We start from the raw sequence: 21,471 nt of genomic DNA, 5'->3' as shown, positions 1-21,471 counted from the left end.
TGGCTACCCGTCGTGACGACAGCCTCACACACTTCGGGAGCGCACCATGTCCACCGCTTTGACCGTGGTCCTGATCGCGGTCGCCGTCGTCCTCGTCGCGGCTCTCGTCTGGGCCGTACTGGCCGGACCCCTGAGCCGTGGCGGCGGCACGTCGCTGCGGCGCCGGTTCGGGCCCGAGTACGACACGACCGTGGCCCGGCACGACGGCGACACCAAGGCCGCCGAACGCGAACTGAAGGAGCGGGTACGCCGCCACGGCAACCTGCGGCACAAGCCGCTGCCGCCCGCGACGCGGGAGCGCTACGCCGCTCAATGGGCCACCCTCCAGGAGCGTTTCGTGGAGTCGCCGCAGCAGGCGGCCGACGACGCCGACCGGCTGCTCGCCCGGCTCGCGGGTGAGCGTGGCTACCCCGCCGACCACTACGAGGAGCAGATCGCCGCGCTCTCCGTGCACCACGGAACGCGCATCCGGGGCTACCGCAGGCTGCACGCGCGCGTGCAGGACGGTGCCGGTACGGAAGAGCTGCGGGCGGCGTTCCTGGAGGCGCGCGGGCTCTTCGACGACCTGGTCGCCGCCCAGCGCGTCGACAAGGAGGCCGCCGGCAGTGCGAGCGCCGACGGCGCGACCTCCGGCAAGCAGGTCTCCGGCAAGCAGGCTTCCGGGAAGAAGGCCGGGATCACTCGGCCCGAGCGGAACGCACGGGGTTCCGGCAAGTTCACCGAACGCGCCCACCCGCCTTGGGCGTTCCGCAAGAAGGGCGAGGCCCGATGACCGAGCAGCGACAGGACATGACCGAGCAGCGACAGCCGATCGCCGAGCAGCGACAGCACAGGACCGAGCAGCGGCATCTGACCGAGCAGGACTACGGCAGCGCCACCTCACTCGTGGCGGCCGATGTGCGCGACAAGCTGGGTCTGCGTCTGCAGCACGCCCTGAACAGCTTCGTGGACGATCCGCGGCAGTCGGCGGCCGATGCCGAGAGCGTCGTCGAGGAGGCCGCGGATCATCTCGCGCAGTCGGTGCGCGAGCGGCGGGAGGCCATCGCGGTCGCGACGGACACGGACGCCGGGCAGGAGCAGGGCACGGAGCAACTCCGCCACGCCCTGCGGCAGTACCGGGACCTGGCGGAGCGGCTCCTGCGTCTGTAGCGGCCCGCATCGGCGGAAGAGGTACCCATGCCCGCATCGGCAGAAGAGGTACCCATTACCCATCCATGGCCCAGGCCCCCAGGCCTGGGCCTCTGCCGGTCCGGGACCCGCCGTCTAGGCCTGCTTCGGTGCCGCCTGCTGTACCACCTCGAAGGTCCACACCGTCGAGCCCGACGCCGCCGGCTTGGGCCGCTCGCCGCCCTCGCCGCCGCCCTGGTGGGCGGCCTTCATCGGGCCCTCCATCCAGGCCTGGAACGCGGCCTCGTCGCGCCAGCGCGTGTAGACGAGGTACTGGTCGGTGCCTTCCAGCGGCTTGAGCAGCTCGAACCACTCGAAGCCGTCGGAGCTCTCCACGGCGCCCGCGCGCGCGGCGAAGCGCTTCTCCAGGACCTCGCGCTGCTCCTGCGGGACGGTCAGGGCGTTGATCTTCACGATGCTCATGCGGACATCCTCTCGTACGCCCCCTATGGGCCGGATCAGCGCCCCGTGGCCGACGGCTCACTCCTACGAGTGAGGAGGGGCGCGGATCGGTCGCGCAAAGGCCTTGAGATCCACTTGGGTTGGGCAGCCTCTGTGTCGTCACCGAGCTGTGAAGGAGTGGAATGACGGTCCCAACGGCGGCCCGAACCTCCCGCATCCCGTCCGCCCGGCACGCCCTGGCGCGCCGCTGCCGCACCCTCACCGAGGCGCGCTGGTTCGCCCTCGTCGTGATCGCGCTGATCCTCGGCAACGCGGTGCTGCTCGGCGTGGAGACCTACGCCGGGGTCGTGCACGACTGGCACCACTGGCTGCGGTTCGCCGAGCACTGCTGCATCGCCGGGTTCGCCGTCGAGATACTGCTGCGGATCGGTGCGCACGCCGACCGCCCGAAGGACTTCTTCCGCGACCCGTGGAACCTCTTCGACCTCGCCGTGGTGCTGTGCGTCTTCCTGCCGGTCGTCAGCGAGAACACCACGCTGCTCCGGCTGCTCAGGCTCGCCCGTGTGCTGCGCACCGCACGGTTCCTGCCGCAGCTGCGCATCCTGCTCGTCGCGATCGGCCGCAGCCTGCCGGGCACGGTCAGCTTCCTGCTCGTCGGCGCGCTGCTCCTGTACGTCTACGCCATGATCGGCTGGATCTTCTTCGCCCGCGCCGATCCCGAGCACTTCGGCTCCCTGGGCCGTGCCGTGCTCACGCTGTTGCTCCTGATGACCCTCGACGGGCTCGGTGAGGCGGTGCACGGCGGCCTTGAGATCTCCCGCTGGAGCATCGTCTACTACGGCGTGTACGTCCTTATGGCGTCGTTCGTCCTGGTCAATGTGCTCATCGGCGTCGTCATCAACTCCCTCGAAGAGGCACGGGAGTTGGAGAAGGCGGAACGGGAGCGGGCCGAACGGGAGAAGGCGGAGCGGGCGGAACGGCGCGGCTCGGGCGGCGTCGCCCCGCAGGGAAACGATCCGGCACCGCTGCTGCACCAGCGCATCGCCGCCGCCCGGCAGGCTCTCGACGACCTGGAGCGGAGCCTGCCGCGCGAGGTGGTGCGGGTACCGGGGGTGCCAGGGGCGCCGGCACAGACGCCGACGCAGACGCCGGAGAGGACCCGCTCCTAGCGACGTCTTACGGTGACGTTCCCGCGGTGATGTTCTTACGGTGACGTTCCCGCGGTGATGTTCTTACGGTGACGACTCGTCCGCGCCCCGGCCCTGCTCGCGCCAGGTGCGGACGATCTCGTCCGGGTCGAAGGGGGTGAGCCCGAGAGGCGGCCCCGGTGGCGGCCTGCGCAGGGCCGCGCGGATCTTCTCGTTCAGCTCCGCCACGAGCTCGCGCACCGCCCGCTCCGAAGGCGCGTCCGCGGCCGCGGCGAGGACGTCCTCGGCCTCCTTGCGCAGGGCCAGGGTCGGCGACAGGTGCGAGATGCCCTCGCGGGCCAGCTTCCGCTTGATCCACCACAGTTCGTCGTACGGCTGCTCCAGGTCCTGCAGCGGTTTGCCCGCGCCGGGGAGATCCGTGAAGGCGCCGCGTTCCTCCGCCTCGCGGATCTGCCGGTCGACCCAGGACTCGAAGCTGACGCCGGGAGGCTTTCGCTCGGTCATGCCACCAGTGTCGCAAACGGCTTGTCCGGGCCTATCATGCGGCCGCGCGCCCCACCGCGTCCCGGCTCAGGTGAGTACCCAACTCCCTTGAGCGTTCCGCGAGATGAAGGAGCGTACGTGCTGGAGCTCACCATGGCCTCGGTGTCGGAAGCGGACACGGGAGCGACGGCGGGCATGCTCATGGCCGATGAGCAGAGCACCCCGGGCGCCGTCCTGAGGGTGGGTCGCGACCGCGCCGTGTGCCGCCTCTCGCCGCCCGACGACTGGCTGTTCGTGTCCCGCGTGCATCTGGAGTTCCGCTGCGCCGCCGACCGCACCTGGAGCCTCACCTGGCTGCAGGGTTCGCATCCGGAACCGTCGTCGGACGTGCGGTTCGTGACCGGCGGAGTGTCGCACTCGCTGGCGTACGGCGGGACCGTGCCGCTGCCCGTGGGCGGTTCCGGAGAGGTGGTCATCCAGGACAGGAGCGGCCCGCGCAGCGTGAACGTGGGCTTCTTCCACGAGATGTACGCGTCATAAGGGCAGGGAGGCCTTTCGTAGAGACATCCGACCTGCTCAGGGCCTTCTTGTAGAGACAGGCGCTCAGGGGCGGGGCGGTTGCACCGGGCGAGCGCGACAAAGATCACAGGCCGCTGGTGCGCATCACGCCCGCGTACACGGCAATGAGCCTGGTAGAGGCGGGTTTCCGCGAGCTATGCGACGGGATGCATACCGTACGTAATGGGGGTATGTGCCCCTATCTTCGGGATACATGTCCTCCGCCACTCTCGCCCCGAATCCGGCTGTGTCCGCGCCGCCCACCGAGGTCACCGTCACCGACCCCGCGATGGTCAAGCGCGCCGTCAAGGCGGCCGCACTCGGCAACGCCATGGAGTGGTTCGACTTCGGCGTCTACAGCTATATCGCGGTCACCCTCGGCAAGGTCTTCTTCCCCTCGGGCAACGCCACCGCCCAACTGCTCTCCACCTTCGGTGCCTTCGCCGCCGCGTTCCTCGTGCGCCCCCTGGGCGGCATGGTCTTCGGTCCGCTCGGCGACCGGATCGGCCGGCAGAAGGTGCTCGCCTTCACCATGATCATGATGGCGGCGGGCACGTTCGCGATCGGCCTGATCCCCTCGCACGCCGCGATCGGCATCTGGGCGCCCGTTCTGCTGCTCGCCGCGCGTCTGGTGCAGGGCTTCTCCACGGGCGGCGAGTACGCGGGCGCCTCGACCTTCATCGCCGAGTACGCGCCCGACAAGAAGCGCGGATTCCTCGGCAGCTGGCTGGAGTTCGGCACCCTCGCGGGCTATATCGGCGGCGCCGGGCTCGTCACCCTGATGACCGCGCTGCTCTCCACCGACGACCTGCTGTCCTGGGGCTGGCGCATCCCGTTCCTGATCGCGGGTCCGATGGGTCTGATCGGCCTCTATCTGCGGATGCGCCTGGAGGAGACCCCGGCCTTCGCCGCCGAGCTGGACAAGGCCGAGGAGGACCGGCCCAAGGTGCCGCTGCGCGAGATGATCACCGGCCAGTGGCGGGCCCTCCTCCTGTGCGTCGGCCTGGTCCTGGTCTTCAACGTCACGGACTACATGCTCCTGTCGTACATGCCCAGCTACCTCACCGGTGAGCTGAACTACGACGCCACCCACGGGCTGCTCGTGGTCCTCGGCGTGATGGCCCTGATGATGGTCGTCCAGCCCTTCGCGGGCCTGCTCACCGACCGCGTCGGCCGCCGCCCGGTGATCGCCTTCGGCTGCGCGGGCTTCCTGCTCCTGTCGGTGCCCGCGCTGCTCCTGATCCGGCAGGGCTCGCTGCTCGCCATCGGCCTCGGCATGGCGGCGCTCGGTCTGCTCCTGGTCTGCTTCACCGCGACGATGCCGTCCACGCTGCCCGCCCTGTTCCCGACCCGGGTGCGCTACGGCTCCCTGTCGATCGGCTTCAACGTCTCCGTCTCGATCTTCGGCGGTACGACCCCGCTGGTCGTCACGGCCCTGATCGGCGCCACCGGCAACGTGATGATGCCCGCCTACTACATGATGGCCGCGGCCGTCGTCGGCGGTGTCGCCGTCTGGTTCATGACGGAGAGCGCCCGCAGGCCCCTGCCGGGCTCGCCGCCCGCCGTGGAGACCGAGGAGGAGGCGCGCGCCCTGACTGCCGGAGTCCGTCCGTAGCCGTCGGCCGTCAGCCGTCTCGGCAGCGCTGCCCGCCGGCCGGTGGGGCCGGCACCGCGATCCACCAGTCGTTGTACGCGCCGGGCACCGCGATCACCCGCCAGTGGCGCCGCGCGTGCGGGGGCCGGGTGCCGCGCAGGACCAGGGCGTCCGGGTTCGTGGCCGTGGGGCGGCAGCCCGCCGCGTGGGCGATGGGGATGACCGAGCTGCTGCCGGCGAGGCGGCAGCCGGGGCCGATGTCCGCCTCCCGCAGGGCCGCGGTGACGCGGGTCCAGTCGCGGCGGGCCTCGGCCTGGATGTCCGCGTTGCCGTGCGTCAGGGAGAGCTGCAGGGCCAGCTGCGTGCCGCACAGGGCCAGGAGCGGCAGACGGGCGCGGTGGGCCGCCGTCCACGCCGTGTGCAGCGCGACCGCCGCCGGGATCATGAGCAGGGCGTACGAGGTGAACAGGAACCGTGCGGCCGAGTAGTCGATGAGGAAGGCGTACGTCACCGCCGTCGACCCGGCGACGGCGGTCGCGAGCCAGAGCCCGCCGCGCCGTGCGCGCCCGGCGAGCAGCAGACCCACGCCCGCCAGGACGGGCAGCGCGAACCACCACAGCGACGGCGGCACGGACAGGGCGTCGTCCGTGCAGGGGCGGCAGAGCAGCGGCCCGTCCACCGCCGACACCATCCGCCACACGTTGAACTGCGGCTTCATGCCGCCCTGTTGATCCGTGGCCAGGGCGAGCCGCTCGCCGATGCCGCCGAAGCGGACCTCGGACTCGATCACCCAGGGCACGGCGGCCGCCAGGGCCCCCGCCGCCATCGCCACGGCCGGTGCGAGCGCCCGCCATGGCCGGTGCACGAGCAGCGCGAGCAGCAGCGGACCCGCGATCCACACCGCGTCGTTGGGCCGCATGAGGGTGGCCAGGGCAAGGCTCAGGGCGAGCCCGGACAGCAGCCGGCGGCGCCGCTCACCGCCCGCGTACCGCACGAAGCAGCCCACGGCGGCCGTCGCGCCCATCGCCGTGTAGTGGTTGGGCATGGCGGACGAGGCGTAGAACAGGACCGACCAGAGGGTGCCGTAGCCCGCGGCGGCGATCGGCACGACGGCGGGCCGGGTGCCGAACTCCCGCAGCCACGGCAGGAATCCGGCGTACAGCGCGGCCCCCGCGAGCAGGCTCAGCCAGCCGCGCAGCAGTGGCACCGAGTCCGACCAGAGGGCGACCGGGGCGAGCAGCGTGGGCACTCCGCGGGTGCGGGGCGCTTCGAAGGGCACGTCGAGGCCGTTCGCGAACGGCGTGAACCGGCTCGCGTACACCAGCTCGTCCCAGCCGAGGGGCTGCGTCAGCGGCTGCAGGGCGGCGGACAGCAGCACGACGACCGCGCACACGGCGAGGAGGGCACGGTGCGCGCGACGGTGCCGCGCTCCCGCCTCCTCCCCGGCCGTGCGGCCTTGGCCATCGCGCACTCCGGGCAGCATCGTCAACCTCCGTTTGCGGACCCGTACTTGGTGACTGCCCTGACTGCCCGCAGGAGGCAAGGGTTCCCGCATCGCCGCAAGAGGGGGGGGATACGTCAGGACATTACCGCCCGCCGCAGGGTGCGCCGTGTGCGGCGCAGTGCCCCGGCGGCCAGGAGGCGGACCGTGGCCCGGTACAGGGCCAGGACGCGGCGCGGGGCGGGCGGGACCGTGTCCGGGTGCTCGGGCGGGGCGGAGAGCAACTCCTCGTAGCGGCCGGTGACTTGCTCCGGGGCGAAGGCCTTCGCCGCGTGCTCGCGGGCGGCCGCGCCCATCCGGCGGCGCAGCGCCGGGTCGTCCATGAGCTCGGCGAGGGCGGCGCTGTAGGCGCGGAGGTCGTCGCGGGGTATGAGCCGGCCGTCGACACCGTCGCGGATGATCTCGCGCGGGCCGTGCGGACAGTCGGTGGCGACCACCGGAAGGCCGCAGCGCATCGCCTCCACGATGGTCATGCCGAACGACTCCTGGGCCGAAGTCACCGCCGCGATCGACCCCTTGGCCCACTCCGGGTCGAGCGGGGTGACGGCCCCCATGAGCCGTACCCGGTCCCGCAGGCCGCGGCGGTCGATCTCGGCGGCGATCCGGTCCCGCTCGACGCCCGCGCCATAGATGCGCAGGCGCCAGCCGGGGCGGTCACGGGCGGCCCGGTCGAAGGCGGCGACGAGCAGGTGATAGCGCTTGACCGGGGTGAGACGTCCGGCCGCGACGACGACTTCGCGGGTGAGGTCGGCGGGCGGCGCCTCCGTCTGCGGTACGCAGTTGGGGATGGCCGTGACCAGGCCGTGCGGCAGGGCGAGCCCGGTGCGGTGGGCGCGGGCGTCGGCCCGTGTCATGGTCACCAGGGCGTCCAACCGCGGGTACCAGCGCTGCAGTTCACGGCGCAGCCGGTGCGGGTGCGCGTCGTGGGTGAGGTGCTCCTGGCCGATGCGCAGGGTGCCGGGCGGGCCGAAGCGGGCGAGCAGCACGTTGAGTCCGGTGCGGGTGGAGATGACGGCGTCGGCCTCGGTGGCGGTGTCAGTGCCGGTGCCGGTGCCGGTCGCCTTGAGCCAGTCGATGACGCGTTCCTCGGCGAGCCGGTGGTACTGGGGTGCGCGGCTCTCGCCCGCGGGGAAGAAGCGGCCCGGCTCGTGTGCGCGGGGGTCTGCCGCGTCCGGCGCCGTGCCGCGCCGGTCGACCAGGGCCGTGAGCGGCACTCCGGGCGGGGGAGTGAGCAGCGGCCGTGCGCGGTGCCGGAAGACGGAGACGATCCGCACGTCATGGCGGTCGGCGAGGGAACCGGCCAGATTGAAGGTGGTCCTGGTCGTCCCGCCGATCGCATACGCGTTGTGCAGCAGAAAGCCGATGCGCACCCCGCCAACGTGCCGGTGAATGAGGGCGGTTGACAACCCCGGATACCGCCAGGCGGATCGGCGGGCGGGTCCGGGAGGCAGGGGCGGGGCGTGGAGAGTGAGCCCCTGCCTCCCGAAGCGAAGCGGCCGCCACGATCGGCCCCGGGTGCCCCCGGGTGCCGGTCAGACGGTGCTGACCTGGAGTTCCTTGATGCCGTTGAGCCAGGCCGCGCGCAGCCGCCGGGGGTCGCCCGCGAGCTTGAGGTCGGGCAGGGCGTCCGCGAGCGCGTTGAAGATCAGGTCGATCTCGTGGATGGCCAGGGACTTGCCGAGGCAGAAGTGCGGGCCTCCGCCGCCGAAGCCGAGATGCGGGTTGGGGTCACGGGTGATGTCGAACTGGTCGGGCCTGTCGAAGACTTCGGGGTCGTTGTTGGCCGATGAGTAGAACATCCCGACCCGGTCCCCGGCCTTGATCCGGACGCCGCCGAGCTCCGTGTCCTCGGTGGCGGTGCGCTGGAAGGCGGTCACGGGAGTGGCCCAGCGGACGATTTCCTCGGCGGCGGTCGCGGGCCGCTCGCGCTTGTAGAGCTCCCACTGGTCGGGGTGGGTGAGGAAGGCGTGCATACCGTGGCTGATGGCGTTGCGCGTGGTCTCGTTCCCGGCGACGGCGAGCAGCAGCACGAAGAAGCCGAACTCGTCGTTGGACAGATTGCCCTCGCCCTCGGCGGCCACCAGCTGGCTGACGATGTCCTTGGCGGGGCACTCCTTGCGGGCCGCGGCCATGTTCATGGAGTAGCCGATGAGCTCCATCGCCGCCTCGGCGCCGACCTCCTCGGTGATGGCGTACTCCGGGTCGTCGTACGCGATCATCTTGTTCGACCAGTCGAAGATCCGGGAGCGGTCCTCCTGGGGTACGCCGATGAGTTCGGCGATGGCCTGCAGCGGCAGCTCCACGGCGATATTGGTGACGAAGTCGAAGGCGCCGTCGGGCCCGGCGTTCTTCTTCGCCTCCTCGACGATCCGTCCCGCCCGCTCGCGCAGGGCGCCTTCGAGGGACCTGATCGCCCGCGGGGTGAAGCCGCGCTGGACGATCTGGCGGACCCGGCTGTGCTCGGGCGGGTCCATATTGAGCATGATCAGCCGCTGGGCGTCTATCTGGTCCCGGTTGATGTGCTCGTTGAAGCGGATGACCGCGGTGTTCGCGGTGGAGGAGAACAGCTCCGGGTGCGTGGAGACGTACTTGACGTCGGCGTGCCGTGTGACGGCCCAGTAGCCCTCGTCGTCGAAGCCGGTGACGCCGCGCCGCTGCGGGCACCACCACACCGGTGCGGTCTGCCGCAGCTCGGCGAACTCCGGGAAGGGGATGCGGCTTTGGAGGAGATCGGGGTCGGTGGCGTCGAACCCGTCAGGCAGCGCGGGACAGGGCATCGGCAACTCCATGGTCGTACGACGTGTGGCCGCGCGGGTGTCTGACGGCCCATCAGAAGTTGTCCGAAAGGTAGTAACGGGTTCTACAAGTGGCAAGGGCTCCGACGCCATCTGTTGCGCAGGCACTCCGTGCAAGACCCTTGCGGTGGACGGGGCGCACTCATAAGACTGCTCTCAGAACTAGAACGCGTACTAGTTCTATCTGCCCGTACCGGCGGGGTGCCGGGATCGCCCCTGGACGGGCGAGTTGTGCGAGGAGAGGACGAGCCCATGGCCGCGGAACCCGTCATCGTCGAAGCCGTACGCACCCCCATCGGCAAGCGCTCAGGAGCGCTCGCCAATCTTCATCCGGCCTATCTGCTCGGCGAGACCTATCGCGAACTCCTCGCCCGCACCGGCATTCACGCCGACTGCGTCGAGCAGATCGTCGGCGGCGCGGTCACCCAGGCCGGTGAGCAGTCCGCCAACCCGACCCGTACCGCCTGGCTCACCATGGGCCTGCCGTACGAGACCGCCGCGACCACCGTCAACTGCCAGTGCGGATCCTCGCAGCAGGCCAGCCATATGGTCGCCAACATGATCTCGTCCGGGGTGATGGACGTCGGCATCAGCTGCGGCGTCGAGGCGATGTCGCGGGTGCCGCTCGGTTCGGCGTCCAAGCACGGGCCCGGCAAGCCGTTCCCCGACGAGTGGAACGTCGATCTGCCCAACCAGTTCGAGGCCGCCGAGCGCATCGCTCGCAACCGGGGGCTCACCCGCGAGAACGTCGACTCGCTCGGCCTGATCTCGCAGGAGCGGGCGGCCATCGCCTGGGCCGAGGAGCGCTTCAAACGCGAGACCTTCGCCGTGCAGGTGCCGACGACGGAGGAGGAACAGGCCGCGGGCCAGGGCATGTGGCGGCTCGTCGACCGTGACGAGGGGCTGCGCGACACGACGATGGAGGGCCTCGCCGGCCTCAAGCCGGTCATGCCCACCGCCGTGCACACGGCCGGGAACGCCTCGCAGATATCCGACGGGGCCGCGGCGATCCTGTGGGCGTCGAAGCGGATGGCCAGGGCCCTGAAGCTCAAGCCCCGGGCGCGCATCGTGGCCCAGGCCCTGGTCGGCTCCGATCCGCACTTCCACCTGGACGGCCCGATCGACGCGACTAGGGCGGTGCTCGGCAAGGCCGGGATGTCCCTGAAGGACATCGACCTCGTCGAGATCAACGAAGCCTTCGCCTCGGTGGTGCTCAGCTGGGCCCAGGTCTTCGAGCAGGACCTGGAGAAGGTCAATGTGAACGGCGGCGCGATCGCGCTCGGGCACCCGGTGGGGGCGACGGGGGCGCGCATGATCACGACGGCTCTGCATGAACTGGAGCGGCGGGACAAGGAGTTCGCGCTCGTCACGATGTGCGCGGGTGGGGCGCTGGCTACGGCGACGATTCTTCAGCGGCTGTAGGCGGGTGACGGCCGGGTGGGGGGTTGGGCGCCTGCGGCGGGCTTCTTCCCCTCCCCGCCCCTTCCCGAAAGTCCTGCGGACAGCTGTCCTCAATCGCCGGACGGGCTCAAATTGAGCCCGTCCGGCGATTGAGGACAACGGAGCGCGAATGGCCGCACCCCGCGTATGGGGTGCGGCCATTCACGAACCGACAAGCGGCCGGCGGTTCAGTACCAGCCGTGCGAGGACCAGAAGTTCCACGCGCCGGCCGGGCTGCCGTAGCGGGAGTTCATGTAGTCGAGGCCCCACTTGATCTGGGTGGCCGGGTTGGTCTTCCAGTCGGCGCCCGCGGAGGCCATCTTCGAGCCGGGCAGCGCCTGGACCAGGCCGTAGGCGCCGGAGGACTTGTTGCTGGCCGTGTGGTTCCAGCCGCTCTCGTGGGCGACGATCTTGCTGAACGCGGCGTACTGGGCCGGGTCCGGGATCATCTGCTTCGCGATCGCCTGCGCGGAGCCGGCGGCGGCGGGGGCCGCGGCCGGGGCGGCCGCGGGGGCGGCCTGCACGGCGGCGTGGGCCGGGACCGAGGAGAAGAGCATGCCGGCGGTGGCGAGGGCCACGGCGGCGCCGGCGGCGGTCTTCTTCGGGGTGGCGATGCGGCGGAAGCGGGAGACGGACACAGGGGGCCTTCCAGAAGGGGACAGGGCGTCGCAGGCAAGCCGGTACCGCATGCGGAACCACGGGGGGGCCACGCGGGGGGATGCCGGGGCGCTGCGGCCGGTGCGGCCGGGCGGCGCCCTGCGACTCATCCAGAGAAGCAGGGCTGTTACGTCTCCGCAATGACCCCTTTTACTAGTGGTGGTCGCATTGGGGGTGGAAGGTCCTCAATGTCGCCAAGGGGGTTGAAGTCGCAGGTCGGCGCGGGTTTCAGAGGGCCCGTGGATCATGCCTGTGGCCCTACTAGGCGGCTTCGTGGAGGACCAAGGTCCTGTGCCCGGGGTCACCCTCGGGGGACCCCTGTCGTTACGCAGCGGACGTGATCCCCTACGGCGCAGAGGCGTCGGGTGTGACCCGCGCCTCGTGCTTCCCGGGCGCGGCGGACCCGGCGGACCCGGCTGACCCGTCGGCCCCGCCGTCGGCCCCGTCGACGGGCCCGGCGAATGTGACCGGCGCCTCGAAAGCCGCCCGCCGGGTCGCCCGCCGCAGCGCCTTGAGGACCGTCGCCCCGACCGTGACCGTCAGGGCCACGGTCACCACCGCCCGGCCCAGGTCCCAGCCGAGCGAGGTCGCCATGCAGTACGCGAGATAGCGGACCAGGTTCTCGTGCAGCGGGTCGCCGGGGTGGAAGGAGATCCCCGAGGACAGGCCGGGCACGATCGTCCAGCCGTACAGATTCATCACGAGCCCGTAGCCGAACGCCGCCACCGCCCCGTACAGCGCGAGCAGTCCGAGTTCGGCGCGGCCGCGCAGCCGGTCCGGGCCGGGCAGCAGGCCCGCGCCCATCGACACCCAGCCCATCGTCAGCATCTGGAACGGCATCCACGGCCCGACGCCGCCCGTCAGGAGCGCGGACGCGAACATCGTGACCGAGCCGAGCACGAAGCCGAAGCCGGGGCCGAGTACCCGGCCCGCGAGCACCATCAGGAAGAACATCGGCTCCAGGCCCGCCGTGCCGGCGCCCAGCGGACGCAGCGCGGCGCCCACCGCCGCGAGCACACCGAGCATCGCCACGGCCTTCGCGCCGAGCCCGGACTCCGCGATGGTCGCCGCCACCACCCCGACCAGGAGCGGCAGCAGCGCGGCGAACAGCCAGGGCGCGTCCTGGGCGTGCGCGGTCACGCCGGAGCCGGTGTCGGCGAGCAGCGGCCAGCCGAACGCGGCCACGCCGATGGCGCTGACCAGAAGGAGCGCGGCCACCGACTTGGGGCCCAGGCGGACGGCCCGCGCCTGTGCCACGGCCGCCCGGCCCGCAGCGGTCATCGGGTGCCCGCCAGGGCCGAGTCGACCTGCGCCACCGTCAGCCACTTCTGCGGCGCCAGGATCTTGGTCACCTGCGGGGCGAAGGACGGTGAGGAGACCACCACGTCCGCCGTCGGGCCGTCCGCGACGACCTCGCCGTCGGCCAGGATCACCACGCGGTGCGCCAGTTCGGCGGCGAGCTCCACGTCGTGGGTGGCGAGCACGATCGCGTGCCCCGCACCGGCGAGGCCGCGCAGGATGCCCACCAGACGGGCCTTCGCCGCGTAGTCGAGGCCGCGGGTCGGCTCGTCGAGCAGCAGCAGCGGGGGCTTCGCGGTGAGGACGACGGCCAGGGCGAGGGTGAGGCGCTGGCCCTCCGAGAGATCGCGGGGGTGGGTGCCGTCCGCGATGCCGGGGAGCAGGGTGTCGAGCAGCTCGCGGCAGGTGCCGGCCGCGGCGCCCGCGTCGTGGTCGGCGGCCTGGCACTCGGCGGCGACGGTGTCGGCGTAGAGGAGGTCGCGCGGTTCCTGCGGTACGAGGCCGACGTGCCGCAGCAGGTCGCGGGGCGCGGTCCGGTGCGGGGTGGCCGCCCCCACGAGTACCGAGCCCCCGGTGGGTTCGAGCAGACCGACGAGGGCGCTCAGGAGGGTCGACTTGCCGGCGCCGTTGCGGCCCATGAGGGCGATGGTCTCGCCCCGGGTGACCTCGAGGTCGACCCGGCGCAGGGCCTCGACCCGCCCCCGGCGTACGGCGAGTGCGTCCACGACGGCGACCGGGGTGCCGTACCCGCCCGTCTCCGTCCGGGACGGGGGCGCCGGGGTGCCGCGCCGCAGGCGGGCGAGCAGGCCACGGCCGGCGCGGGCGGGTGGCGCGGCGGGTCCTTTCCCCGGCTCGGAGCGGTTCGGCTCGGAGCGGTTCGGCTCCGGGTGGTCAGGCTCGGGGGTTCCGGGAGCGGCCGCACCGGCGGGGCCCTCGGGGGCGGGCGGCGGAGCGTCGGCGAGCCGGTCCCGCAGGGAGTCCGCCCGGCGCCGTGCGTCCCGTACGGACAGCGGCAGCGGGGACCAGCCGGCCAGGCGGCCGAGCCCGACCACCGGCGGGTACACCGGGGACACGGCCATCACGTCGGCGGGCGCGCCGAGCACGAGTGCTTCGCCGGGGGCGGGCAGCAGCAGCACCTGGTCCGCGTACTGGACGACGCGTTCCAGGCGGTGCTCGGCCATCAGGACCGTCGTGCCCAAGTCGTGGACCAGGCGCTGCAGTACGGCCAGGACCTCCTCGGCCGCCGCCGGGTCGAGGGCCGACGTGGGCTCGTCGAGGACCAGGACGTCGGGGTGCGGGGTGAGGACCGAGCCGATCGCGACGCGCTGCTGCTGGCCGCCGGAGAGGGTGGCGATGGGACGGTCGCGCAGTTCGGCGAGGCCGAGCAGATCGAGGGTCTCCTCCACCCGGCGCCGCATCACGTCCGGGGCCAGGCCCAGCGACTCCATTCCGTAGGCCAGTTCGTCCTCGACCGTGTCCGTGACGAAGTGGGACAGCGGGTCCTGGCCCACCGTGCCCACCACATCGGCGAGTTCCCGCGGTTTATGGGTACGGGTGTCACGGCCCGCGACGGTGACGCGGCCGCGCAGGGTGCCGCCCGTGAAGTGCGGGACGAGGCCGCTGACCGTGCCGAGCAGGGTGGACTTGCCGACCCCGGAAGGGCCGACCAGAAGCACCAACTCGCCCTCGGGGACGGCCAGGTCGATGCCCTGAACCGTGGCGGCGGCCGCGCCGTCGTAGGTCACCGAGACATCCTCGAAACGGATCATGGGGCTTCCTTCCGAGGGGCTTCGGCGGACCGGGGAGCTCGGTCGACCCGGGGGGCTTCGGCGGCAGGCGGCGCGGGTGCGACGAAGGCCGGGAGCAGCCCGATCAGGACGCAGGCCGCGGGCCACACCGGAAGGCCGGGGGCGACCAGGGGCACCACGCCGGGGTGCAGGGCCGCGGCGTCGCCCGACGCGAACCAGATCATCAGGGACGCCACCGCGACTCCGGAGCCGGACACCAGCCACGCGCGCGTGCCCCAGACATCGGGCCGGTAGCGGGTGCGCACGCTGCGCCGCCCGCCGAGCCAGAGCCCGCCGAGCGCCGCGGCGAGACCGGCGAGCAGCACCGGCAGTCCGTAGCCGGCGCCTGTGGCGGAGAGCAGCGCGTACGTCCCCGCGCAGACACCGAGGAGGCCGCCGAGCGTGAGGACGGCGGTGGTGCGGCGGACGCCCGGGGGCACTTCGGCGCTGCGACCGTAGCCGCGGGCGTCCATCGCGGCGGCCAGGGCCACCGAGCGCTCCAACGCGCCCTCCAGGACCGGGAGTCCGACCTGGAGCAGTCCGCGTACGCCGCGGTCGGGGCGGCCGCGAAGGCGCCGCGCCGCCCGCAGCCGCTGCAGATCGGCGATCAGCTGCGGCGCGAAGGTCATCGCGACGACGACCGCGACGCCCGCCTCGTACAGCGCGCCCGGCAGGGACTTGAGCAGCCGGGCCGGATTGGCGAGGGCGTTGGCGGCGCCCACGCAGATCAGCAGCGTGGCCAGTTTCAGGCCGTCGTACAGTGCGAAGACCAGGGTCTCCGCGGTGACGCGGCCGCCGAGCCGCACCCCCTTGGCCCACTCGGGCAGCGGCACTTCGGGCAGCGTGAACAGCAGATGCGAGCCCGGGATCGGCGAGCCGAGGAACACCGCGAACACCAGGCGGATACCGAGGACGAACAGGCCGAGCTTCACGAACGCGCCGTAACTGCGCGCCCAGGGAGCCTCGGTGCGGCGTGCGGCGACCACATAGCCGGCGACGCCGATGAGCAGGCCGAGCAGCAGCGGGTTGGTGGTGCGGGACGCGGCGGTGCCGAGACCCAGGGCCCACACCCACCAGGCGCCGGGGTGCAGGGCGTTGCTCCGGTTCGCCTCGGGGGCGCGAAGGCGCCGGCCGCCCGTGCCGCTCTCCATGGCCATGCCCGGCTCCCGGGTCAGCCGCGGCGGCGGCGGGCCTGCCACACGGCGGCGGCGCCGAGTGCGCACACCGCGGCGGCGCCCGCGATCAGGCCGACGGACGGACCGCCGTCCCCGTCGCTGTCCTTGCCGGTCTCCCGCGCGGCGGTGTCCTGCTCACCGCCGTCCTGCTCACCGCCGTCCTCCGCGACCTGCTCGCCGCAGCCCGCCTTCGGGTAGCCCGCGATGGCGCAGAGCAGCGCGTCGTTGCCGTAGCGCAGGGGTTCGGCGACGGCGGCGAGGGCCTCCGCCGAGGTGCCGTTCTCGGAGATCTGCGCGCAGGCGCTCCGCGGCTTCGGCGGTGTCTCGCCCTTCGGGGCGTCGCCCGCGGTGCCGAAGTCGACGACGACGGCGATCCGCTTGCTGCCGTCCTTGGCCGGGGTGTCCGCGCAGATCTCACCGAACTTCGCGGTGCCGCGCGGCTTCGAGGCGTCCTGGGAGTCGGCGCTCACCGAGAACCGGAACCCCTCCACGTCCCCGTCGGCGGGCCGCGACGTGGACGGCCCTTGAGTCGCATACGCCCAGGCACCGTCCTTCTGGTACCAGAAGGACCAGTAGCGGTAGCCCGCGGCGTACGAGGGGGAGGCGAACAGGACGACACACAGGGTGGCCAGTGCCACCAAGGCGGCCGTGGAGGCGCCCCGGGCCGAGGTGCGGCAGCGTGACCTCACAGCTGGGTCTTCTTCTTACGGCCGCTGATCAGGAAGCCGATGCCGACGCTCGCGACGAAGAAGACACCGATGATCCACCAGGGGACACCGCCGCCGTCGTCCTTCTTCTCGGAGTCCGCGGCGGCGGCCTTCTCCGGGGCGGGACCGGTGGCGTTGAGGGCCTTCACCAGGTCCGTGCCGCCGAAGTCACGCGGGTCGGCGCCGGTCGCGTGCGCGGCGAAGATCAGCTGGGAGTAGGCGGCGGGGCCGTTCTCCTTGGCCCACTTCGCGGAGTTCTGCTGCAGCCACTCGACGGGCTTCTTGGTCTGGTCGGTGAGCCCCGCGGCGGACAGCGCGACGACCGCGTCGGCCGTGTTGCCGTAGTCCGGCTGGTCCTCGGCGCCCGGCATGGACGACTTCAGGTGGCCGTCCTTCGCGAGCGTGTCGGCGAGGTAGGCGGCGCCGTTCTTCGCGGCCTGCCGTACGTCGCCGGGCTCGGCGCACTTCGCCGGTGACTGCTTCTCGGCGGCCTTCACGACCAGGCCGTCACCGAGGGAGCCGAGCACACCGGCCGCCGTCGCGTCGGCGTTCGCCGCGAGCTTCCCGGTCTTCATGTCCGCCAGGCCGAAGGCACCGTCCTCGCCCTTGTCGCAGGAGAGCGCGAGCTTCGGCAGCGCGTCGTACGCCGACTTGCCCTTCTGCGACTTCACGGCCTGCGGCTTCTCGCCCGCCGCGGCGAGGGCGCCGACCACGATGCCGGTGGAGTTGGCGTCGGTCGGCAGGCCCGGGTTGTAGCCCCAGCCGCCGTCCTGGTTCTGCACTGACTTCAGCCAGCTCACGGCCTTCTTCACGGTGGCGTCCTGCCCGCCGAGCGCCGTGAGTGCCTGTACCGCGGCGGCCGTGGAGTTGGAGTCGACCTGCGTCTTCGCGTCGCAGGCCTCGCTCGGGTCGGCCCGGAACGCCGCGAAACCGCCGCTGTCGCACTGCTGGCCGGTCAGCCAGTCCACGGCCTTCTGCGCGGGCTTCACGCCCACGGTGTCCTGGGCGAGCAGGGCGTACGACTGCCGGAAGACACCGTCGAACTTGGGGTCCTTCTTGCCGTAGAGGCCGGAGGGGAGCGAGGCCGGTGCGCTGGGCGACGGGGTGTCGGCGGCGTGAGCGGCGGGGGCGGCGACCGCAAGGAGCGCTGCGGTGACAGCGGCGGCGGTGGCAGCCGCGGTGCGGCGAACGTTCATGATCGGGGCGGGTGCCTCTCCTGCGGGGGAGCAGGGGCGCGGGCCCGCGGCGGGGACCGAGCTCCGGCTCCGTATACCTCGACGGTGGCCGTCGCCTCGCCTGCGCGGAGCGACTGGAGCGCACGCCCTCCGGGGCATTCCGGCTCACCGACCCAGGGGTCGGCTCACGGCTGCGGGTCAGCGCCGGGTTTCCACCGGCTTTCCCCCGAGGGGCGTGATTCGTGCCCGCCCACTGTACCGGGCGGTCACCGCGGCCCGCCGGGCACGCTGCCCCGGCTCCTCACGTGAGGGCGCCCCCTCACACCGCCCTCACACCGCGGGGCACGCCGCCCGCGCATCGCCGGGCACCCCCTGCTCACACCGCCCGGTACACCACCGGATCGCTGCCCTCCACCGCTTCCGCGAGCCCCAGCTTCACCAGGCGCCGCAGATGGGCCTCCGCTTCCGATACTGCGATGTTCCGGGAGCCGTAGGGGATATCGGCCCAGGGCCGGTTCCACTCCATGCGCTCGGCGGTCTGCCAGGGGGTGAGCGGCTCCGCGAGCAGCTCGCGCAGATGCCGCAGACGCTCCTCGTGGTGGTCGAGCAGCTCCCCGACGCGGCCGCCGGAGTCGGTGAACGCGTACTGGTGGGCAGGCAGCACCTCGGCGACCCCGAGGCGCCCGATGCGTTCGAGCGAGTCGAGGTAGTCGCCGAGCGGATCGGTCACGGTCTCGTCGTCCGGGTCCTCGTACAGGCCGATGTGCGGGGTGATCTCGGGCAGCAGATGGTCCCCGGAGAACAGCCGTCCGCGGCCGGGCTTACCGGCCGGGTGCTCCTCCTCCAGGTGCAGACAGACATGGCCCGGCGTGTGGCCCGGGGTCCAGATGGCGCGCAGCCTGCGCCCCGCCAGATCGAGCAGCTCGCCGGGGGTGATCTCCCGGTCGGGCAGCGCGGAGTTGAGCCCCGGCACGGTCCGCGCCCGGCCCGAGGCGCGGGCGGCGCGCAGCGGCGAGATGTGGTCCTCCGGGGCGCCGGCGGCGGCGAGTTTGTCCGCGATGTAGCCGACCCAGCGGCCCGGCTCCTGCTCACGGGTGCGGCGTACGACATGGGTGTCCGCCGGGTGCATCGCGATCCACGCGCCGGAGGCCTCGCGCACCTTGCCGGACAGGCCGTGGTGGTCGGGGTGGTGGTGGGTGACGACCACGCCCTGCAGTTCGCCGATGGCCGCCCCGCAGGCGGCGACCCCGGCGACGAGGGTGTCCCAGGAGTCCGGGTCGTCCCAGCCGGTGTCGATCAGGACAGGTCCGCGGTCGGTGTCGAGGAGATGGACGAGGGTGTGCCCGAGTGGGTTGTCGGGGATCGGCACCTTGATGCTCCATACGCCCCCGCCGTGCTCGGTCACTTGCGTCATGGAGCGCTCCCATCCGTTCGCGGCCGTGCGCCACGTCGTTCGCGGCCGTCCGCCACGGTCCCCGACCGGCTCACTATAACTAGAACTAGTTTCAGTGGTCGCCCAAGTCCACCATCTGGTAGGCGCACGCCCGTTCCCTCCGTGGACTACATGAACTAGAACTGGTATCAGTTCTGGAGATGTAAATCTGAAACAGCGTCAGAAACTCGCCCCGTCAAGGTCCGCAGGAGGCAGTCGGCCATGACCGAGCTCGTGGAACATCAGAAGCTGTTCATCGGCGGGGAGTTGGTGGACCCGCAGGGCAAGGACGTCATCGAGGTGGTCTCCCCGCACACCGAGGAGGTCATCGGCCGGGTCCCGCACGCCGCGCCCGCCGATGTGGACCGCGCCGTCGCCGCCGCCCGCCGCGCCTTCGACGAGGGGCCCTGGCCCCGGATGTCGCTCGAGGAGCGGATCGAGGTCGTCACCAGGATCAAGGACGCCTTCGCGGTCCGGCACGAGGAGATCGCCCGGGTCATCAGCTCGGAGAACGGCACCCCCTACACCTCCAGCGTGATGGTGCAGGCGCTCGCCTCGATGATGGTCTGGGACGCGGCCATCACCACGGCTCGCAACTTCACCTACGAGGAGAAGCGCGACGGCGTCCTCGGCAAGATCCTGGTGCGCCGTGAGCCCGTCGGGGTCGTCGCGGCCGTAGTGCCCTGGAACGTCCCGCAGTTCACCGCCGCCGCCAAGCTCGCCCCGGCGCTCCTCGCGGGCTGCCCGGCGATTCTCAAGGTCTCGCCCGAGACACCGCTCGACGCCTATCTGCTCGCCGAGATAGCGGCCGAGGCCGGCCTGCCCGAAGGCGTGCTGTCCGTCATCCCCGCCGACCGCGAGGTCAGTGAGTATCTGGTCGCGCACCCCGGTGTCGACAAGGTGTCCTTCACCGGCTCGGTGGGCGCGGGCAAGCGGGTGATGGAGGTCTGCTCGCGCAATCTCACCCGCGTCACCCTGGAGCTCGGCGGCAAGTCGGCCGCGGTCATCCTGCCGGACGCCGACGCGCAGACCGCCGTCGCCGGGATCGTGCCCTTCGCCTGGATGATCAACGGGCAGGCCTGTGTGGCCCAGACCCGCATCCTCGTACCGCGCACCCGCTACGACGAGTTCGCCGAGGCCTTCGCCGCCGCGGCCGGCGCCCTGAAGGTCGGCGACCCGCTCGACCCGGCCACCGAACTCGGCCCGCTCGTCGCCAAGAGGCAGCAGCAGCGCTCCCTCGACTACATCCGTATCGGCCAGGAGGAAGGCGCCAAGGTCCTTACGGGCGGCGGGCGTCCGGCCGGCCTCGACAAGGGCTGGTATGTGGAGCCGACCCTCTTCGGCGAGGTGGACAACTCCATGCGGATCGCCCGCGAGGAGATCTTCGGCCCGGTCATCTGCCTGCTCCCGTACGGCGACGAGGCCGAGGCCGTGAAGATCGCCAACGATTCGGAGTACGGCCTGAGCGGCAGCGTCTGGACCGCCGACACCGAGCGCGGCATCGACGTGGCCCGGCAGGTGCGCACCGGCACGTACAGCGTGAACACCTTCAGCCTCGACATGCTCGGCCCCTTCGGCGGCTACAAGAACTCCGGTCTCGGCCGGGAGTTCGGGCCCGAGGGCTACGGCGAGTACTTCGAGCACAAGATGATCCACCTGCCGGCCGGCTACGAGGGATGACCGCAGGACCGTCAGGGAGACGAGGGATGAGGTGAGCTGATGGGTGACCGTTGGCACGTCGAGGTGGACCGGGGGGTGTGCATCGGCTCCGGGATGTGTGTGGCCGCCGCGGCGGACCGCTTCCGCCTCGACAGCGCACGCCAGTCGCACCCCACCGAGCCGGAGACGGATGCGAACGAGCAGGTGCTCGAAGCGGCCGAGGGCTGCCCGGTCGAGGCGATCACCATCACGCTGCTCGGCAGCGGCGAACCGGTCTTTCCGCCGGAGGAGTAGCCGGTCTTTCCGCCCGAGGAGCAGGCCGGCCTTCCCCCGGAGCCCGTCGGGGGAGTGAGCCGGTTGTACGTGGACGAGCGGGGGGGACGCGTGGGGTGTGGGGGTCGTGCAACGGTGCGGGAGCCGAGCGGCACCGCACCTTCACGGGCAGGCCTCTTGCCCCCCACCCGCCTCCCTACTCGTGCGTTCCGCACATCG

At 72.1% G+C, this 21,471-nt stretch carries 20 protein-coding genes and 1 riboswitch; of the genes, 8 read left to right on the top strand and 12 right to left on the bottom strand.

Translation table 11 applies throughout. From position 1 onward, the window contains the following. The first annotated feature begins 46 nt into the window (after nt 1-46). A complete protein-coding gene (locus tag ACFQVC_RS30470; protein ID WP_381836601.1) occupies nt 47-772 on the top strand; it encodes a hypothetical protein in 726 nt (241 codons plus the stop codon). Then, complete coding sequence (locus ACFQVC_RS30465; RefSeq protein ID WP_381836599.1) at nt 769-1,149, top strand: hypothetical protein; 381 nt, start codon at nt 769-771, stop codon at nt 1,147-1,149. The genes ACFQVC_RS30470 and ACFQVC_RS30465 overlap by 4 nt, the downstream gene beginning before the upstream one ends. A 114-nt stretch (nt 1,150-1,263) precedes the next feature. On the opposite strand, the gene ACFQVC_RS30460 is transcribed toward ACFQVC_RS30465, so the two are convergent. Then, on the bottom strand, nt 1,264-1,590 hold the full coding sequence (locus ACFQVC_RS30460; RefSeq protein ID WP_381836597.1) for an antibiotic biosynthesis monooxygenase family protein: 327 nt from the start codon (nt 1,588-1,590) through the stop codon (nt 1,264-1,266). Nucleotides 1,591-1,751: 161 nt separating this feature from the next. On the opposite strand from ACFQVC_RS30460, the gene ACFQVC_RS30455 reads away from it, so the two are divergent. Beyond that, nucleotides 1,752-2,738: an ion transporter gene (locus tag ACFQVC_RS30455; protein WP_381836595.1), complete on the top strand. Its 987-nt coding sequence runs from the start codon at nt 1,752-1,754 to the stop codon at nt 2,736-2,738. A 63-nt stretch (nt 2,739-2,801) separates the two neighbouring features. On the opposite strand, the gene ACFQVC_RS30450 is transcribed toward ACFQVC_RS30455, so the two are convergent. After that, nucleotides 2,802-3,221, bottom strand: a complete 420-nt coding sequence (locus ACFQVC_RS30450; protein WP_381836593.1) for a DnaJ family domain-containing protein — start codon at nt 3,219-3,221, stop codon at nt 2,802-2,804. Nucleotides 3,222-3,338: 117 nt separating this feature from the next. On the opposite strand from ACFQVC_RS30450, the gene ACFQVC_RS30445 reads away from it, so the two are divergent. Next, complete coding sequence (locus ACFQVC_RS30445) at nt 3,339-3,740, top strand: hypothetical protein (RefSeq protein WP_381836591.1); 402 nt, start codon at nt 3,339-3,341, stop codon at nt 3,738-3,740. Between the two features lie 232 nt (nt 3,741-3,972). After that, complete coding sequence (proP, locus tag ACFQVC_RS30440; protein ID WP_381836589.1) at nt 3,973-5,373, top strand: glycine betaine/L-proline transporter ProP; 1,401 nt, start codon at nt 3,973-3,975, stop codon at nt 5,371-5,373. A gap of 10 nt (nt 5,374-5,383) precedes the next feature. Here proP and ACFQVC_RS30435 read toward each other — a convergent pair whose 3' ends face one another. From ACFQVC_RS30435 to ACFQVC_RS30425, 3 genes are all read right to left on the bottom strand, one after another. Next, complete coding sequence (locus ACFQVC_RS30435; protein WP_381836588.1) at nt 5,384-6,823, bottom strand: hypothetical protein; 1,440 nt, start codon at nt 6,821-6,823, stop codon at nt 5,384-5,386. 107 nt (nt 6,824-6,930) lie between these two features. Continuing rightward, nucleotides 6,931-8,223: a glycosyltransferase gene (locus ACFQVC_RS30430; RefSeq protein ID WP_381836586.1), complete on the bottom strand. Its 1,293-nt coding sequence runs from the start codon at nt 8,221-8,223 to the stop codon at nt 6,931-6,933. A 162-nt stretch (nt 8,224-8,385) separates the two neighbouring features. Further along, on the bottom strand, nt 8,386-9,630 hold the full coding sequence (locus ACFQVC_RS30425; protein WP_381836584.1) for a cytochrome P450: 1,245 nt from the start codon (nt 9,628-9,630) through the stop codon (nt 8,386-8,388). 270 nt (nt 9,631-9,900) lie between these two features. Here ACFQVC_RS30425 and ACFQVC_RS30420 point away from each other — a divergent pair, with 270 nt between their 5' ends. Continuing rightward, complete coding sequence (locus ACFQVC_RS30420; protein ID WP_381836582.1) at nt 9,901-11,070, top strand: steroid 3-ketoacyl-CoA thiolase; 1,170 nt, start codon at nt 9,901-9,903, stop codon at nt 11,068-11,070. A gap of 206 nt (nt 11,071-11,276) precedes the next feature. On the opposite strand, the gene ACFQVC_RS30415 is transcribed toward ACFQVC_RS30420, so the two are convergent. The 7 genes from ACFQVC_RS30415 to ACFQVC_RS30385 form a co-directional block, all read right to left on the bottom strand. Further along, nucleotides 11,277-11,726 (bottom strand): aggregation-promoting factor C-terminal-like domain-containing protein, encoded by a 450-nt coding sequence (locus ACFQVC_RS30415; RefSeq protein ID WP_381836580.1) that lies wholly within the window; start codon nt 11,724-11,726, stop codon nt 11,277-11,279. Between the two features lie 364 nt (nt 11,727-12,090). Further along, nucleotides 12,091-13,026 (bottom strand): ECF transporter S component, encoded by a 936-nt coding sequence (locus ACFQVC_RS30410; RefSeq protein ID WP_381836578.1) that lies wholly within the window; start codon nt 13,024-13,026, stop codon nt 12,091-12,093. Further along, nucleotides 13,023-14,813, bottom strand: coding sequence for an ABC transporter ATP-binding protein (locus tag ACFQVC_RS30405; RefSeq protein WP_381836576.1), 1,791 nt, complete (start codon nt 14,811-14,813; stop codon nt 13,023-13,025). Before ACFQVC_RS30405 ends, ACFQVC_RS30410 begins: the two co-directional genes overlap by 4 nt. Beyond that, nucleotides 14,810-15,988, bottom strand: coding sequence for an energy-coupling factor transporter transmembrane component T (locus ACFQVC_RS30400; protein ID WP_381836574.1), 1,179 nt, complete (start codon nt 15,986-15,988; stop codon nt 14,810-14,812). Before ACFQVC_RS30400 ends, ACFQVC_RS30405 begins: the two co-directional genes overlap by 4 nt. A gap of 14 nt (nt 15,989-16,002) precedes the next feature. Beyond that, entirely contained in the window at nt 16,003-16,695 is a 693-nt protein-coding gene (locus tag ACFQVC_RS30395; RefSeq protein WP_381836572.1) for an SCO2322 family protein, read from the bottom strand. Then, a complete protein-coding gene (locus tag ACFQVC_RS30390) occupies nt 16,692-17,909 on the bottom strand; it encodes a prenyltransferase/squalene oxidase repeat-containing protein (protein WP_381836570.1) in 1,218 nt (405 codons plus the stop codon). The genes ACFQVC_RS30395 and ACFQVC_RS30390 overlap by 4 nt, the downstream gene beginning before the upstream one ends. Nucleotides 17,910-18,041: 132 nt before the next feature. Beyond that, a riboswitch (cobalamin riboswitch) is annotated at nt 18,042-18,114 on the bottom strand. A 150-nt stretch (nt 18,115-18,264) separates the two neighbouring features. Beyond that, nucleotides 18,265-19,302, bottom strand: a complete 1,038-nt coding sequence (locus ACFQVC_RS30385; RefSeq protein WP_381836568.1) for an MBL fold metallo-hydrolase — start codon at nt 19,300-19,302, stop codon at nt 18,265-18,267. Between the two features lie 240 nt (nt 19,303-19,542). Between ACFQVC_RS30385 and ACFQVC_RS30380 the strand changes: the two genes are divergently transcribed. Together ACFQVC_RS30380 and ACFQVC_RS30375 are read left to right on the top strand one after the other, a co-directional pair. After that, a complete protein-coding gene (locus ACFQVC_RS30380) occupies nt 19,543-21,000 on the top strand; it encodes an aldehyde dehydrogenase (RefSeq protein WP_381836566.1) in 1,458 nt (485 codons plus the stop codon). A 39-nt stretch (nt 21,001-21,039) separates the two neighbouring features. Then, entirely contained in the window at nt 21,040-21,273 is a 234-nt protein-coding gene (locus ACFQVC_RS30375) for a ferredoxin (protein ID WP_381836564.1), read from the top strand. The last annotated feature ends 198 nt before the right edge of the window (nt 21,274-21,471 follow it).

It is taken from the genome of Streptomyces monticola (genome assembly GCF_042665355.1).
Classification (GTDB): domain Bacteria; phylum Actinomycetota; class Actinomycetes; order Streptomycetales; family Streptomycetaceae; genus Streptomyces; species Streptomyces monticola.
Note: the sequence above shows the minus strand (reverse complement) of the source record. Positions and strands in the feature narration are given on the sequence as shown.